Origin of the sequence: Tardiphaga robiniae, assembly GCF_001618955.1 — a bacterium.
Lineage (GTDB): Bacteria > Pseudomonadota > Alphaproteobacteria > Rhizobiales > Xanthobacteraceae > Tardiphaga > Tardiphaga robiniae_A.
Window position 1 is genome coordinate 881254 of sequence record NZ_LVYV01000001.1, and the last position, 16040, is coordinate 897293.

Annotated in this window: 16 protein-coding genes; 14 read left to right on the forward strand and 2 right to left on the reverse strand. The window is 61.8% G+C overall.

Annotation, left to right across the window (positions count from 1 at the left end; genetic code table 11):
- Positions 1–113: 113 nt before the first annotated feature.
- A complete protein-coding gene (locus A4A58_RS04160; protein WP_068730015.1) occupies positions 114–443 on the reverse strand; it encodes a hypothetical protein in 330 nt (109 codons plus the stop codon).
- 274 nt (positions 444–717) lie between these two features.
- On the opposite strand from A4A58_RS04160, the gene A4A58_RS04165 reads away from it, so the two are divergent.
- Positions 718–1902: a serine hydrolase domain-containing protein gene (locus tag A4A58_RS04165; RefSeq protein ID WP_068730017.1), complete on the forward strand. Its 1185-nt coding sequence runs from the start codon at positions 718–720 to the stop codon at positions 1900–1902.
- A 162-nt stretch (positions 1903–2064) separates the two neighbouring features.
- On the opposite strand, the gene A4A58_RS04170 is transcribed toward A4A58_RS04165, so the two are convergent.
- A complete protein-coding gene (locus tag A4A58_RS04170) occupies positions 2065–3066 on the reverse strand; it encodes an adenosine kinase (RefSeq protein WP_068730019.1) in 1002 nt (333 codons plus the stop codon).
- A 160-nt stretch (positions 3067–3226) separates the two neighbouring features.
- Here A4A58_RS04170 and murJ point away from each other — a divergent pair, with 160 nt between their 5' ends.
- From murJ to lnt, 13 genes are all read left to right on the forward strand, one after another.
- Positions 3227–4780 carry a murein biosynthesis integral membrane protein MurJ gene (murJ, locus tag A4A58_RS04175; RefSeq protein WP_068730020.1) on the forward strand — a complete coding sequence of 518 codons (1554 nt, stop codon included), beginning with the start codon at positions 3227–3229 and terminating at the stop codon, positions 4778–4780.
- Between the two features lie 88 nt (positions 4781–4868).
- Positions 4869–5921: a tryptophan--tRNA ligase gene (gene trpS / locus A4A58_RS04180; protein WP_068730022.1), complete on the forward strand. Its 1053-nt coding sequence runs from the start codon at positions 4869–4871 to the stop codon at positions 5919–5921.
- A 156-nt stretch (positions 5922–6077) separates the two neighbouring features.
- A complete protein-coding gene (locus A4A58_RS04185) occupies positions 6078–6572 on the forward strand; it encodes a universal stress protein (RefSeq protein ID WP_068730024.1) in 495 nt (164 codons plus the stop codon).
- Between the two features lie 136 nt (positions 6573–6708).
- Positions 6709–7278 carry a NifU family protein gene (locus tag A4A58_RS04190; protein WP_068730026.1) on the forward strand — a complete coding sequence of 190 codons (570 nt, stop codon included), beginning with the start codon at positions 6709–6711 and terminating at the stop codon, positions 7276–7278.
- A 229-nt stretch (positions 7279–7507) separates the two neighbouring features.
- Positions 7508–8203, forward strand: coding sequence for a tRNA (adenosine(37)-N6)-threonylcarbamoyltransferase complex dimerization subunit type 1 TsaB (tsaB, locus tag A4A58_RS04195; protein WP_068730028.1), 696 nt, complete (start codon positions 7508–7510; stop codon positions 8201–8203).
- Positions 8203–8688 (forward strand): ribosomal protein S18-alanine N-acetyltransferase, encoded by a 486-nt coding sequence (rimI, locus tag A4A58_RS04200; RefSeq protein ID WP_068730449.1) that lies wholly within the window; start codon positions 8203–8205, stop codon positions 8686–8688. Before tsaB ends, rimI begins: the two co-directional genes overlap by 1 nt.
- A gap of 42 nt (positions 8689–8730) precedes the next feature.
- Positions 8731–9183 (forward strand): Fur family transcriptional regulator, encoded by a 453-nt coding sequence (locus A4A58_RS04205; RefSeq protein WP_068730031.1) that lies wholly within the window; start codon positions 8731–8733, stop codon positions 9181–9183.
- A gap of 13 nt (positions 9184–9196) precedes the next feature.
- Positions 9197–9901, forward strand: coding sequence for an HAD family hydrolase (locus A4A58_RS04210; protein ID WP_068730033.1), 705 nt, complete (start codon positions 9197–9199; stop codon positions 9899–9901).
- Between the two features lie 104 nt (positions 9902–10005).
- On the forward strand, positions 10006–11424 hold the full coding sequence (gene miaB / locus A4A58_RS04215) for a tRNA (N6-isopentenyl adenosine(37)-C2)-methylthiotransferase MiaB (protein WP_068730034.1): 1419 nt from the start codon (positions 10006–10008) through the stop codon (positions 11422–11424).
- 4 nt (positions 11425–11428) lie between these two features.
- A complete protein-coding gene (locus A4A58_RS04220; protein WP_068730036.1) occupies positions 11429–12484 on the forward strand; it encodes a PhoH family protein in 1056 nt (351 codons plus the stop codon).
- 65 nt (positions 12485–12549) lie between these two features.
- Positions 12550–13062 (forward strand): rRNA maturation RNase YbeY, encoded by a 513-nt coding sequence (gene ybeY / locus A4A58_RS04225; protein WP_068730038.1) that lies wholly within the window; start codon positions 12550–12552, stop codon positions 13060–13062.
- Between the two features lies 1 nt (position 13063).
- A complete protein-coding gene (locus tag A4A58_RS04230; protein ID WP_068730040.1) occupies positions 13064–14179 on the forward strand; it encodes a hemolysin family protein in 1116 nt (371 codons plus the stop codon).
- Positions 14176–15783, forward strand: a complete 1608-nt coding sequence (gene lnt, locus A4A58_RS04235; protein ID WP_068730042.1) for an apolipoprotein N-acyltransferase — start codon at positions 14176–14178, stop codon at positions 15781–15783. The genes A4A58_RS04230 and lnt overlap by 4 nt, the downstream gene beginning before the upstream one ends.
- The last annotated feature ends 257 nt before the right edge of the window (positions 15784–16040 follow it).

The following is a 16040-nucleotide window of genomic DNA, read 5'->3' on the forward strand; positions in this document are numbered from 1 at the left end:
GGACTTGTAGAGGAGTATAGGCCCGAAAGCTCCCCTTCACCGCGAATGGCAGCTATCGCTCGCAGGGGTATTTAACGCCCGAATTCAACAGTCGCAGAGCGCCGCAAGCCCGATCAGGCCGCGCCGCGCATATAGGTCTCGCGCCGATCGATCATTCGCTCGAAAGCGATGCGGGCGTTGGCACGGGTGGTCGTGGAGAAGGTGCGATATTCCAGCTCCGGCAGCATCGCGGCGTCGCCGCGACCGAACCAGGAAATAAACGATTTGGGCGGAGCCGAGATCTTCGCCAACGCCTGCGCCAGATTGTCGGACGCATCGAAAGCGAAAAGGGCGCCGGTCTGCGCCACGCGAACCTCGAAAATTCCTGGACCGATCGGCGCCTCGATGCTCTCGCCACGGGAAGCGCGGGGATAATGTTTCCAGTCGGTCCAGTTCGCGATCATCGTCAGTCTCCGCAGCTGACACGCTGCATCAGGTACTCATGGTCTTACGGATTAGTGTCGGAAGGCGCTTTGACGTTCACATCATTTTTTGAACACAGCTGCGCCAATTTCGTTCCAGGGCGCGGTTAAACTCGCTCCCAACGTCGATATGGTTCCTCTCAAATGCTAAAACCAGCGCAAATGTAATCACATCCGCGAGACCGACGACCTCGCGCCCAAGTTGAATGTCCACGCCGGAAATCGGTAAGATCAAAGAAAATCGGAGAGGAAACGGATGTCAGTTCAAGTCGAGATCGACCGGATTCTGCAGCAGGCCAGCGAAACAGGTGCGATTCCCGGTGCCGTGGCGGTAGCTGCGACACGGAACGAGATCATTTACCAAGGGACGTTCGGCAAGCGCGACGCATCCAAGGATACCACCATGACTCCGGACAGCGTGTTCTGGATCGCTTCCATGACCAAGGCGATTACCGCTGCCGCAGCAATGCAGCTGGTGGAGCGGGACAAATTGACGCTGGATGCACCGCTGGCGGCCGTGCTTCGGGACCTTGCGGAGACGCAGGTGCTGGATGGCTTCGACAGCGAAGGCACTCCGAAACTACGTCCGCCGCGCCAGCCGATCACCTTGCGGCATCTGCTGACCCATACCGCCGGTTTCTGCTACGACATGTGGAACGGCGACATGGTGCGCTATCTCGAGACAACCGGCATTCCGCCATTTCGCTCCGGACTGAACGCCGCCATGAAGGTGCCGATCATGCGCGATCCCGGAGCGCGCTGGGAATACGGCACCAATATCGACTTCGTGGGCAAGGTCGTCGAGGCCGTTAGCGGCGAACGCCTTGACGCCTATTTCCTGAACCATTTGCTGGCACCGCTTGGGATGACCGACACCGCCTTCGTGATTGGCGGCGACCAGCGCAAGCGCCTCGTTGCCATGCACAGCCGCGGCGCCGACGGTGCACTGACCCCGATCCCGTTCGAGATCAAACAGGATCCGGAATTCTTCGCCGGTGGCGGGGGGCTCTATGGCACCGCCCCCGACTACATCAAGTTTACGCAAATGATGCTGAATAACGGGACCGGCAACGGCAATCGGGTATTAAAGCCGGAGACCGTCGCGCTGATGAGCCAAAACCACATCGGCGAACTCAACATGACGCCGATGGCTTCAGCGGTGCCGACCGCCAGTAACAATGTCGACTTCCTTCCGGGTATCGACAAGAAATACGGCCTCAGCTTCATGATCAACACGGTGCAAACCGCTGAAGGCCGCAGCGCTGGCAGCCTCGCCTGGGCCGGCCTCGCCAACACCTATTACTGGATCGATCCCGCACGCGACATCACCGGCGTGATCATGATGCAGGTGCTGCCATTCGCGGATACGACTTGTTTGAAGGTGTTTTCGGATTTCGAACGCGCGGTGTATGCGGGGCTGGGCGCGAAGCAGGCGGCGTGAGAGCCGCGATGCGCTGATCTCTCACCACGTCATGGCCGGGCTTGACCCGGCCATCCACGACTTTCCTCTCTTGCCAAGACGTGGATGCCCGGCACATCTAGCGAAGCTCGCTTCGCGCTGGCCGGGCATGACGACAGAGAAGAAAACCCAAGAAATGCAGCCTTAAACCGGCAACCCGTTCTTGCCCGCCAGGTCCTTCAGCGAAACCTGCGGACGCGCGCCAATATGCTGGATGACTTCAGCGGCGGCCATCGCACCGAGCTTGCCGGCATTTTCATAGCCGGCGTTGCGTACCAGGCCGAACAGGAAGCCCGCCGCGAACAAATCGCCAGCGCCCGTCGTGTCGACGAGCTTCTCGATCTTGTGTGCAGGCACCGCAACGACGCCATCGCCCGATGTCACGACACAGCCCTTCTCGCTACGCGTCACGACGCCGAGCTTGATGTCCTGGCCGAGCTGCCTGAGCGCCGCATCGAAATCCGCGGTCTCGTAGAGCGAGGTCAACTCGGCCTCGTTCGCGAAGATGAGATCGACCGTGCCGGTACGCATCAGGTCGAGAAACTCGGCGCGATAACGGCCGACGCAGAACGCATCCGACAGCGTCAATGCGACCTGACGCTTGGCGTCATGGGCGATCTTCGAGGCCTTCACGAAGGCTTCCTTGGCGCTGGCGGGATCCCACAAATAACCTTCGAGATAGACGATCGACGAGGCCGCGACTGCAGCGGCGTCGATATCGTCGGGCGTCAGATCCTGCGCAGCACCGAGATAGGTGTTCATGGTGCGCTCGCCATCGGGCGTCACCAGGATGTAGGAACAGCCGGTGGCCGGACCGCCGGTGGCGGGTTTGGTGTCGAACGCAACGCCGGCCGCACGGATGTCGTGGGTGTAGAGCGTGCCGATCTGATCATCCTTGACCTTGCCGATATAGGCCGTGCGCGCGCCGAGACTGGCGAGGCCGACGATGGTATTGGCGGCCGAACCGCCGGACATTTCCGTGGCCGGGCCCATCGCCTTGTAGATCGCCGTGGCGCGGGCTTCGTCGATCAGCGCCATACCGCCCTTGGTCATCTCATGCACGGCGAGAAACTTGTCATCGGCCTGCACCAGCACGTCGAAAATCGCATTGCCGATTCCGAGCACGTCATATTTCGCTGAGGTCATTAAGAATATCCCGTTGCGGCAATTGCGATGAGGCTGAAAATCCGTTTCAACTCGTCTCGCGGTCGCCCAAGTTGAGCCGTCGGTAAAGGCCGGTCTGATGGCTGCAGCGACTATCACGTTCTGCCCCGCGCCAGCAAGGACAGCCCCTTACGATGGTTCTATGATCCGCTCCATCCTGACCGTTTCCACGGGCACTTTGGCATCGCGGTTGCTGGGCTTTGCCCGCGACGCGATGGTCGCCGCGCTGCTCGGTGCAGGCCCGATCGCTGATGCTTTTCTGGTCGCATTTCAGCTCGTCAACGTGATCCGGCGGTTACTCACCGAGGGCGCGCTGAATGCCGCGCTGATCCCGGCTTGGCTGCGCATCCAGACAACGCAGGGCGCCGTCGCAGCCGCAGCTTTTGCAGGTCGTTTGCTTGGCACCATCAGCGTTGCGCTGATCGTCGCGACGATCCTGATCGGTTTTGCGATGCCGCTCGTGATCGCATTACTGGCTCCCGGTTTCGTCGGCCAGCCGACGCTGCAGCTCGCCGTCGACAATGCGCGATTGATGCTGCCCTATCTGGCCTTCGCCGGCCCCGTCACGGTCATGATGGGACTGCTGAACGCGCAACAACGCTTTGCATTGACCGCATTTTCGCCGCTGCTCTTCAACATCGCCCTTATCGCCGTCATGACCCTACTGCTGGTGTGGCGGCAAGAGCCAGACACTGCCGCTATGGCCATGGCGGCCACTGTGGGCATTGCCGGGTTGCTGCAGTTGCTGATGCTGATCTTGCGGAAATCTAATGGCAATCTTGCGGCGCCCTTGCGATTCTCGCTCGATGGCGAGATGCGCGGCTTCTTCCGCAAGGCGCTGCCCGGCATGGTCGCCAATTCCGGCCCGCAGCTTCTCATCGTCACCGGCGCAATCATCGCATCGACGACTCCGGCGGCCGTGTCGTGGCTATACTTCGCCAACCGCCTGATCGAACTGCCGCTCGGCATTGTCGGCACGGCCATGGGCACGGTGCTGGTGCCCGCATTGACGCGCGCCGCGCGATCAGACGATCACGCCGCCATCGCGCAGGCGGAAGCGCGCGGGCTTGAACTCGCTATTGGTCTCACATTGCCAGCTACGCTCGGACTGATGATACTCAGCCATCTCATCGTGCAGTTTCTGTTCGAACACGGCGCGTTCAGTTCGACCGATACAATTGCGACGGCGAATGCGCTGCTATGGCTCGCATTGGGCTTACCCGCTCAGGTGCTTGTGAAAGCCTTGTCGCCCGCCTTCTTCGCACGCGAGGACACGACCACGCCGCTGCTGGCGACGCTCGTCGGTCTGGTGATCGCGATCATCGCCGCACTGGTTTTGAATACGCCATTCGGTGCGCGCGGCATCGCCGCCGCGATCGCTCTGGCGGCGTGGAGCAGCGCGATCTTTCTGATCGTCCGGAGCGCAGCAGCTTTCGGCTTCTCACTCGACCATGATGCAAGACGCCGGCTGCCGATCATTGTCCTGTCGTCGCTGGCCATGGGTGGGCTGCTATGGCTCGCCGCGCATATTGCCTTGCCCTGGACGGCGCAGGCCCACGGCCTGGTACGAGCGAGCTTGCTCGGCCTCCTGATCGCCTCCGGGCTCGCAATCTATGCAGCACTGCTCACCCTCTCCGGCGCAGTGCGCTGGGCCGAGGTCCGCGGCGCCCTCAAGCGATCACCGGCGGCCGGCTAAGGCAGATTGGCAATGGACGCCGCCCGGCGCCTATGGCAAGTCACGCCCCTTGGCCCGCATTCCACCACGGGCACACAGGAACTTGGTTATGGCTTTTACTCAACGGGTCTTTTCGGGCGTCCAGCCGACGGGCAACCTGCACCTCGGCAACTATCTCGGCGCGATCGTGAATTTCGTCAAACTGCAGGAGACGCATAATTGCATCTACTGCGTGGTCGATATGCATGCCGTCACCGTGCCGATATCAGTCTGGGGCGGCCCGGATGAATTGCGCCGCAACACCCGTGAAGTAACTGCGGCCTTCATCGCCTCGGGCATCGATCCGAAGAAGCAGATCATCTTCAACCAGAGCCAGGTCTCCGGCCATGCCGAGCTGGCCTGGATATTCAACTGCGTCGCTCGCCTCGGCTGGCTGAATCGCATGACCCAGTTCAAGGAAAAGGCCGGCAAGGACCGCGAAAACGCGTCCGTGGGTCTCTATGATTATCCGGTGCTGATGGCCGCGGACATTCTGCTGTATCGCGCCACGCACGTTCCGGTCGGCGAGGACCAGAAGCAGCATCTCGAACTGTGCCGCGACATCTCGCAGAAGTTCAACAACGACTTCTCCGAGTCCATCGCAGCGCAGGGCCATGACGGCCCTTACTTCCCGATGCCGGAGCCTGTCATCACCGGTCCGGCGACGCGGGTGATGAGCCTGCGCGACGGCACCAAGAAGATGTCGAAGTCAGACGCGTCGGACAATTCGCGCATCAATCTCACGGATGATGCGGACACCATCGCGCAGAAGATCCGCAAGGCGAAGACCGATCCGGAACCATTGCCGTTGGAAGAGAAGGGCCTTGAGCCACGTCCGGAAGCCGACAATCTTGTCGGCATCTATGCGGCGCTGTCCAACCGGTCGAAGGCTGACATTCTCACAGAATTCGGCGGCGCGCAGTTTTCGGGCTTCAAATCGAGCCTGGTCGATCTCGCTGTCGAAAAACTGTCACCTATCGCCGGCGAGATGAAGCGGCTGACGACATCCGATCTGACCTATGTCGATCAGGTTCTGGCCGATGGCGGTGAACGCGCCGGCGTTATTGCCGCCGAAACCATCAAGTCCGTGAAGGACATCATCGGCTTCGTCCACAAGCGGTAAATTCGCTATCGCATTCCTTTTCTCCGCCACAATCGACGCGACGCAAGCCATCCTTGCGTCGCGCTTGTCGAACGCCGCTGCGCCGTGGCAGCATGACGCGATTGCCAAGCCGCTCACATTCTGGCGCATCAGACGCGCCACAGCATCGGGACATGCATGAGCACCCAGCGACGTAGTTATGAAAGCGGCCACAAGCCGAAATGCCTCGTGGTCGTCGATGACAGCGAGGAATGGGACCGCGCAGTGTATTACGCCAGTCGCTGGGCCATTCGTGTCGGTGGCGGCGTGGTAATGCTGCGCATCATCGACACCGAAGATCGCAACCAGCAATGGCTCGGCGTTGCCGACGTCATGAAGGCCGAAGCGGAAGAAGGCGCCAATGCCGCGCTGGACCGCGCCTCGGGCCGTGCCAATGGCATCGCCGCCATCACCCCTGAACGCGTGATCCGCGAGGGTGATCCCACCGAACAAATCCTCGATGTGATCGACAAGGACGTCGACATTTCCATGCTGGTCCTGGCCGCCTCGGCGGGCGCAGAGGGTCCCGGGCCGATCGTCACCACGATGGCCAAGCTGGTCGGCTCGTTCCCGGTGCCCGTCGTCATCGTGTCGGGCGCCCTGAGCGACCTCGACATCGACGCGCTGTCGTAAGCAACCTTCCGAACCGCTAAGGGGCTGCGAAATCGGCCGAATTCGGCGATTTTATGCCTTGATCGTGCGTTTTTCGTCGCCATCTGCTAGGGGATACTCACGCGCCGGCCTTGAACCGGCGACGCAGGAGAGACCGATGTTCATCCAGACCGAAGCTACCCCCAATCCCGCAACGCTCAAGTTCATTCCCGGCCGCGACGTGCTCGACAGCGGCACCATGGAATTCACCTCACCGGAGGCCGCCGCGCGTTCGCCGCTGGCCGAAAAACTGTTCGCCGTGAAGGGCGTCACCAGCGTGTTCTATGGTTCCGACTTCGTCACCGTGACCAAGGACGACAGCGACTGGCAGCACCTCAAGCCGGCAATCCTCGGCGCCATCATGGAGCACTACATGTCCGGCGCGCCGCTGATGGCCGACGGCAGCGTGAAGGGCGACGTGATCTCCGACGACGAGGCCGAGTTCTTCAACGAGGAAGACGCCGAGACGGTCGATACGATCAAGGACCTGATCGAGACCCGCGTCCGCCCGGCCGTTGCCAATGACGGCGGTGACATCACCTTCCGTGGCTTCAAGGACGGTATCGTCTATCTGAACATGAAGGGCTCATGCGCCGGCTGCCCGTCATCGACGGCGACCCTGCAGCACGGCATCCAGAACCTGCTGAAGCACTTCGTGCCGGACGTTGTCGAAGTCCGCCCTATGTAAGGCTTGTCCCACAGGGATTACCGCAATCAATCGTTAGAACTCGTGATGGCCGGGCTTGTCCCGGCCATCTACGTCTTCACTGCAGCCAAGACGTGGATGCCCGCACGCCTCAAGAAGCCGCGCTTCGCGCGTTGGCCGGATGCGAGGCGTTTTATAACTACGAATGAACTACACTCAGCGGTCGCGCCGCTGGTCTCCGCATCGCAAGCCGTGGTAGCGTCACCCCATCATGCTGATCCTCGCCATTGATACCGCTCTCGATGCCTGCGCCGCTGGCGTGCTCGACACCCGCACCAGCAAGCTGATCGCGCACGAGTCCATGCCGATGAAGCGCGGACATGCCGAGGCGTTAATGCCATTGCTCGGTCGTGTCATGGCAGACTCCGGCATTGCCTTCGCCGACCTCGACCGCATTGCCGTCACCACCGGACCGGGCAGCTTTACCGGCCTGCGCGTCGGCCTGTCAGCGGCACGGGGCCTCGGCCTGGCGGCCAGCAAGCCGGTGGTCGGCATCACCACACTGACCGCCTATGCAGCGCCCGTCGTCAGCGAGAACATGGATGCGCCTGTCATTGCCGCCATCGATGCCCGGCATGACCATGTCTATTTCCAGGTCGTCAGTGGTAACGGCAGCTCACTGGTGCGGCCGGGCGTCATCCCCATCGACGAGGCCCTTGAGGCTGCGCAGTTCGGCGCGCCATATCTGGTCGGAAATGCCGCCGAGATCATTGCTGCACGCTGGCCGTCCGATGCGCCGGCACCGCTGCGCGTCGATATGCAACCTGCTCCCGAAATCTCATGGGTGGCATGGCTCGGTGCAGCCGTGAATCCGGAGACCGCGCTGGCGCGCCCCTATTATCTGCGCGCACCCGATGCCAAGCCGCAAAGCAGCCTGATGCAGCAGGCCGCACTAGCCGCATCATGATGCCGGCCTGGTGGCTGCGCCTGTTCGGCCACGGCAATGCTGTGGTCGAGCCCGCCACATTGCGCGATGTGCGACAACTCGCACAATTGCATGCCGCGTCCTTCCATCGCGGTTGGGGTGCCGGGGAATTCGAACAGATGCTGCGCGAACAAAACACCCTCGTGCATCGGCTGAAACTGCGTGGCCGCCTCATCGGCTTCGCCGTTTCACGAATCGCCGCCGATGAAGCCGAGATTCTCTCCATTGCGGTGTCGCCCGGTCATCGCGGCCGCGGCCTGTCACGCGATCTGTTTCTCACCCATCTCGGCCATCTGGCCGGTCGCGGCGTGCGTACCGTGTTCCTCGAAGTCGAGGAAAACAATCTACCGGCGCGGCGGCTTTATGACAGAACCGGCTTCGCAGTCGCGGGACGCCGGGAACGCTACTACAAGGAAGCGGATGGAGCGGAATTGAATGCGCTGGTGATGCGGCGCGACTTGTCCTGACGGCTGCGGAGTGGCAAAAGAAGCTACGATAGGACTCGGATCATGACTGCACTGAAATCATCTGCGATGAAGTCTGCTGGTATCGAGGCGCGCTGCGCCGCGACCGGCATGCGCATGACGGAACAGCGCCGCGTGATCGCGCGCGTTCTGGCGGAAGCCGACGATCATCCCGATGTCGAGGAACTGTATCGCCGCTGCGTTGCGGTGGATGACAAGATCTCGATCTCGACGGTGTATCGCACGGTGAAGCTGTTCGAAGACGCCGGCATCATCGAGCGTCACGATTTTCGCGAAGGCCGCGCGCGCTATGAGACGATGCGCGACAGCCATCACGATCATCTGATCAACTTGCGTGACGGGACTGTCATCGAATTCACGTCTGAAGAGATCGAAAAATTGCAGGCTGAAGTCGCCGCAAAGCTCGGTTACAAGCTGGTCGATCACCGGCTGGAGCTGTACTGCGTGCCGCTCGACGAGGACAAAACCACCAAGTGAGCGAATCAACCAAGTGAGTTCTGTTTCTTCGCGCTTCGATCTCGTCATCTTCGATTGTGACGGCGTGCTCGTCGACAGTGAGTCCCTCGCTTGCGTCGTCCACGCGGATGTCCTGACACAGTTCGGTTATCCCATCACCGCCGATCAGGTGCATGAGCGTTTCCTCGGCCGGTCCGCGCGCGAGGCGCGCCTGGAAGTCGAGACTGAGCTCGGCCGCGTACTGCCCGATGACTACACCGCGACGCTGAAAGCCACGATCGATGAGGTGTTCGGCGCAAAGTTGCAGCCGATCCCGCATATCGCAGAGACGCTCGCGATATTGTCACGCCCGGTTTGCGTGGCGTCCTCGGGCACACCGACGCGCATTCGCAGCAGCCTCACCACGACCGGGCTGCTCGACCGTTTCGATCCGCATCTGTTTTCCGCTCTGCAGGTCGAGCGCGGCAAGCCGCAGCCCGATCTGTTTCTGTTTGCCGCCGCGCAGATGAATGCCGCACCCGAGCGCTGCGTGGTGATCGAGGACAGCATTCCCGGCGTTACGGCGGGCATTGCCGCCGGCATGACCGTGTTCGGCTATCATGGCGGCGGCCACTGCAGCCCGGCCACCGCAGCAGCCCTGACCGCCGCTGGCGCCCATCTCGTCTTCGACGATATGCGGCAGCTTCCTGCCCTGGTGGCCAGGGGTGCACTGGCTGGCGAACCCGTCGACCTCGCCTAAGCCATTGCAGGCACTTATATTTTGCAGAAATGCTGGATTTTCCGGGCGTTAGCCTATAATTGAGCCCTGCGCAGCAAGCGCGTTTCCAGCCCATTACAGGTTCCATGACCGCGCCGCGTAAGCTGCATATCAAATCCTACGGCTGCCAGATGAACGTCTACGATGCCCAGCGCATGGTGGACACGCTGGCGCCTGAAGGCTTCGTCGAGACGGCCAATGTCGACGACGCGGATCTGGTGATCCTCAACACCTGCCACATCCGCGAGAAGGCCTCCGAGAAGGTCTATTCGGAGCTCGGCAAGCTGCGCGTCGCCAAGGCGGAAGCCGCGCAGGCCGGACGCAAGATGAACGTGGTCGTCGCCGGCTGCGTCGCGCAGGCTGAGGGCAACGAGATCATCCGCCGCGCGCCCGTGGTCGATGTCGTGGTCGGGCCGCAGAGCTATCACAACCTGCCTGCGCTGCTGAAGCAGGCGAAAGCCGGTGGCCGCGCGCTGGACACCGAATTTCCGATCGAGGACAAGTTCGGCTTCCTACCGCCGCCGAAGCCGGCAGCGATTCGTGCCCGCGGTATTTCCTCTTTCGTTACCGTACAGGAAGGCTGCGACAAGTTCTGTACCTTCTGCGTGGTACCCTATACCCGCGGCTCCGAAGTCTCGCGCCCTGTGGCGAAAATCATCGACGACGTGCAGCGGCTCGCCGACAACGGCGTGCACGAGATCACGCTGATCGGCCAGAACGTCAACGGCTATCACGGCGAGGGCCCCGACGGCCGCCCGTGGGCACTCGGCACGCTACTGTATCGTCTTGCGGAGATTCCCGGCATCGCCCGGTTGCGCTATTCGACCAGCCATCCCCGCGACGTCGAGGACACGCTGATATCGGCACATCGCGATTTGCCGGAGCTGATGCCCTTCGTGCATCTGCCCGTGCAGTCGGGTTCCGACCGCATTCTGGCGGCCATGAACCGGAAACATACAGCCGAAGATTATCGCCGCGTCATCGACCGTTTTCGCGACGCGCGGCAAGACATTGCTTTTACTTCTGATTTCATCGTGGGCTTCCCCGGCGAGACCGAGGAAGATTTTGCAGCCACGCTCGCGCTCGTCACACAAATCGGATACGCTGGCGCTTATTCGTTCAAGTATTCGCCGCGTCCGGGAACGCCGGCCGCGGATTTGCAGGAGACGGTGTCACAGGCTGACATGGACGAGCGATTGGTGCGGCTTCAGAACCTGATCGACAGCCAGCAATCGGCCTTCAACGCGGCCACGATTGGACGCACTGTGGATGTGCTGTTCGAACGCAAGGCGCGCAATCCCGGCCAGATCGTCGGTCGCACCGCTTACCTGCAGCCGGCCCATGTGATGGCCTCCGACGACATCATCGGCCAGGTGCTTCCGGTCACCATTGAGAGCGTCGAGCGCTACAGCCTGCTCGGCAGCCTCGCATCACCTCCAGTTGCTAGTTCTCCAGTACCACCAGTGTTGCAGCCAGTCCGTTCTCACACCGTCACGGGAGCCTGAATTCTTGGCCAAAAGCGCATCGGATTCGTCTACGCTCGCTGTTCGCAAACTCGATACTCCACCGCAGGCCGAGACGCAGGTCGTCATCGACTTTGATGATAACCGGGCGGCCTCTTCGCTGGTCGGGCCTTATGGCCAGAACCTCGCGATCATCGAACGCCGGCTGAATGTCGTCGTCGATTCCCGCGGCAATCACATCACCCTCACCGGTACCCGCGACGCCTGCGATGCCGCCCGGCGCGTGCTCGAAACGCTCTATGCGCAAGCAGTACAGGGCCATGACCTTGCCCCCGGCGATGTCGAAGGCACGATCCGCGCTACACTGGCGCAAGGCACGCTGTTTCCGTTCGATCCCAAGGGGTCGAAAGCAGCCGCCTCGAATTTCGACACCATCAATCTGCGCAAGCGCCCGGTGCGTGCCCGCACCGCGACGCAGGACGCCTATATCCGCGCACTGAGAAGCAACGAGCTGGTTTTCGGCATCGGCCCCGCCGGTACCGGCAAGACCTGGCTTGCGGTTGCGCAGGCGGCGATGCTGTTCGAGCGGAAGGAAGTCGATCGTATCATCCTGTCGCGTCCGGCGGTGGAAGCAGGCGAACGGCTCGGCTTCCTGCCCGGCGACATGCGCGAGAAGGTCGACCCCTATCTGCGCCCGATCTATGACGCATTGTATGATCTGATGGACGGGCGCATTGTCGAACGCGCACTGCAGACCGGCGAAATCGAAATCGCACCGCTTGCCTTCATGCGCGGCCGCACCCTGACCAATGCCGCAATCATTCTCGACGAAGCCCAGAACACCACATCGATGCAGATGAAGATGTTTCTGACGCGTCTTGGCGAGAACAGCCGCATGATTATCACCGGCGATCCCTCGCAGGTCGACTTGCCCAACGGCCAGACCTCGGGTCTCGCCGAAGCCGCACGTCTGCTCGATGGCGTGCAGGGCATCTCGCAGGTGAAATTCACCGGCGAAGACGTGGTCCGTCACGAACTCGTGGCCCGCATTGTCGCCGCCTACGAAGGAACGCCGCAGAAGGCGGTCGCTACAAAGACCTGATGACACACTCATACGCTGGCGGCGGACCCGGGATCGGGTCCGTTCGCGAAAGAAGTTCGATACCGATGCCGACCTATTCATCTCCCGCGACAGAGGTTCTTGTTGTCGCCGATTGCTGGTCCGCGGAGGCCGATGCCGACGCTGTGATTCACCGCGCCATCGAAGCCGCCGCCGCCATGGTCGATACCGATACGGCCGACGCCGAACTCGCCATCATGCTCACCGACGACGCCGGTATCCGCACGCTGAACCAGAACTGGCGCGGCATCGACAAGCCGACCAACGTGCTGTCATTCCCGGCGCTGCAGCCACCCGAAGGCGCGGACGAGCCCGATGACATGCCGCGCATGCTGGGCGACATCGCCATTGCTTACGAGACCACGCGCCGCGAGGCTGACGAGGAAGATAAGACCTTCACCAACCATCTCAGCCATCTTGCCATTCACGGCTTTCTGCATCTGGTCGGTTACGACCATGAGAAGGACGACGAGGCCGAAGAGATGGAAGCGCTGGAACGCGAGATTCTGGCGACACTTGGAATTCCAGACCCCTATGCAGATCAGGATCGGGTGACCTGAGATGCCGGACGGCGACACTAGAAGCGATCATTCGAAGACCTCAAGCAATCTGCCTGCGGTGGTTCACGACGGCGAGGTCATGCGCCCGACGTCGGAGACCTGGCTGACCCGCGCGATCCGCTCCCTGTTCGGCTGGAAGCCGGGCTCGGTGCGTGCCGACCTGCAAGTCGTGCTCGACGCCTCCGCGCCAGACGAGACCGGCTTCTCCACCATCGAGCGCACGATGCTGCGCAACATTCTCGGCCTCAACGAGCGCCGCATCGCCGATGTCATGATACATCGCGCCGATATCATTGCGGTGAAGCAGGATATCTCGCTTGGCGAACTCATGGGCCTGTTCGAGAGCGCAGCCCATTCGCGCCTCGTCGTCTTCAACGAAACCCTCGACGATCCCGTCGGCATCGTCCATATCCGCGACCTGCTGGCTTACATGACGGCGCGCGCACGCATCGAGGTGCCATCCAAGGCCAAGCGCAAGAAGGTGCTGCCCGCGGGCCTCGATCTGCGCTCCGTCGACCTTGCCCAGACCGTCGTCGAGACCGGCATCATCCGCAAGCTGCTTTACGTACCTCCGTCGATGCGCGCCATCGATCTGCTCGCGCAGATGCAGGCGGCGCGTATCCATCTCGCACTCGTTGTCGACGAATATGGCGGCACCGACGGCCTCGTCTCCATCGAGGACATCGTCGAACAGATCGTCGGCGAGATCGATGACGAGCATGACAGCGACGAACCGCCATCCATCGTCAGGCAGGGCGATAGCTTCATCGCCGATGCACGCGCCAGCCTTGATGACGTGCGCGCCATGATCGGCGAGGAATTCGAGACCGGCGAAGATGGCGAGGAAGTCGAAACGCTCGGCGGCTATCTCGTCACCCATGTCGGACGGCTACCCGTGCGCGGCGAGGTGATTTCCGGCCCTGGCAATTTCGAGATCGAAGTGCTCGATGCCGATCCGCGCCGCGTCAAGCGACTGCGCGTCGGCCCTCGCAAGGAGCGGCCTGTGCCACGTCCTCGCGAACCGCGCCGCCGCGATGCGGCGTCGGACACCGGCGCAGCACCGTCTAATGACAATGTGAATACGCCTCCATCAGGCGACAGCGCGGGAACGCCGTGACATCACGTAGCCTGCGCTCGGTCGCACTCAGCATCATTCTCGCATGGGGTTGGAAGCGCGCAGGCATCGCCTTGCTGGCCGGTGCGGCGTCGTCGCTGGCGATGGCGCCGTTCAATGCGTGGCCGGTGCTGTTCATCACCTTTCCCGTCGTCGTCTGGCTGATCGATGGCGCCGCCGCCGGCAAGATGCGCGGCATTCCCGCCGCCGCCATGGCCGGCTGGTGGTTCGGTTTCGGCTATTTCGTACCGGGCCTGTACTGGATCGGCTACGCTTTCCTCGTCGACGCGCAGACCTTCGCATGGCTGTTGCCCGCCGCGATCTGCGGCCTGCCCGCCTATCTCGCGCTATTCACCGCGATCGGTTTCGCGCTGGCACGCCTGCTCTGGACCAAGGATGCCAGCCGCATCTTCGCGCTCGCGGCGAGTCTCACGATCGGCGAATGGCTGCGCGGCCACGTGCTGACGGGCTTTCCCTGGAATGCGTTCGGCTATGCACTCACCGAGCCACTCGCGCTCGCGCAGAGCGCATCGCTGGTCGGCCTATGGGGACTGACATTTATCACTGTGGCGATCTTTGCATCGCCAGCGGTGCTGATCGACGGACGCTCGCGCACGCAGCGGCCGTGGCTGGCGCCGGCGCTTGCACTGGTGCTGCTCGTCGTGATGGGCGCCTATGGTATGGCCCGGCTCTCGCGCACGCCGACGCAGCTCGTCGCCAATGTGAAGCTGCGCATCATGCAGCCGAACCTGTCGCAGGACACGCGCTTCAACTATTCCGCCAAGGCGGATGTCATGAGCAGATATCTTGCGCTATCGGACCGCGCGACCGGCCCGCAGAATTCAGGCGTCGGCGCAGCCAATATCCTGATCTGGCCGGAATCCGCATTCCCGTTCTTCCTGTCGCGCGAGCCCGATGCGATGGCACAGATCGCCAATCTGCTGCCGAAAGGCACCGTGCTGGTCACCGGCGCTGTGCGCCCGCCGGATGCTCCGCTCGGCGTGCGCATCACGCAGGCCTATAATTCCATTTATGTGATCGACCATGACGGCAGCATCCTGTCGACTTATGACAAACTGCATCTGGTGCCGTTCGGCGAGTATCTGCCATTCCAGAGCTTCATGGAGAAGATCGGCTTCCAGCAATTGACCAAAGTCCATGGCGGCTTCATTCCCGGCACGCGTCGGAAGCCAATGGATATTCCCGGCGCGCCGCGCATGCTGCCGCTGATCTGCTACGAGGCGGTTTTCCCGGACGATATCACCACGCGTAACGATCGGCCGGGCTGGATCGTCAATCTCACCAATGATGGCTGGTTCGGGATTTCCACGGGCCCCTATCAGCACCTGCAACAAAGCCGCGTCCGCGCCATCGAGGAGGGCCTGCCGCTGGTTCGCGCTGCGAACACCGGCATTTCCGTCGTGGTCGACCCTGTCGGTCGCGTGATCGCGCGGCTCGATCTCGGTGTCGAAGGCGTGCTGGATTCGGGATTGCCAGCGGCCATTTCGCCGACGGTCTACTCGAAAATCGGCGATATTCCCGCCGCGATGTTTGTCGCGCTCGCGATCATTTTCGCCGTTCGGCGGCGTACGCCGGTACGCCACTAGCGCGAGACTTGAAGCATTTGATATAGCTTGCGAACCAGCTTTCGCCGCCTACCGAACAACCCTCTCGATGTGATTGCTTTTTAAGCTAGCTTTGTAAGCTTTATTTCTCACCTATTGAGAAATAAAGGTGCAGTGGCTTAAATTTTCCGCTTAGGAAAATTTGCGCGGTTGTTATAATCCACTAGGATACCTTTGGTTACAACCGCAGCTGCCCTAAATGACGGATTGCCACGCATGATCCGTCTCCCTTGATGTGA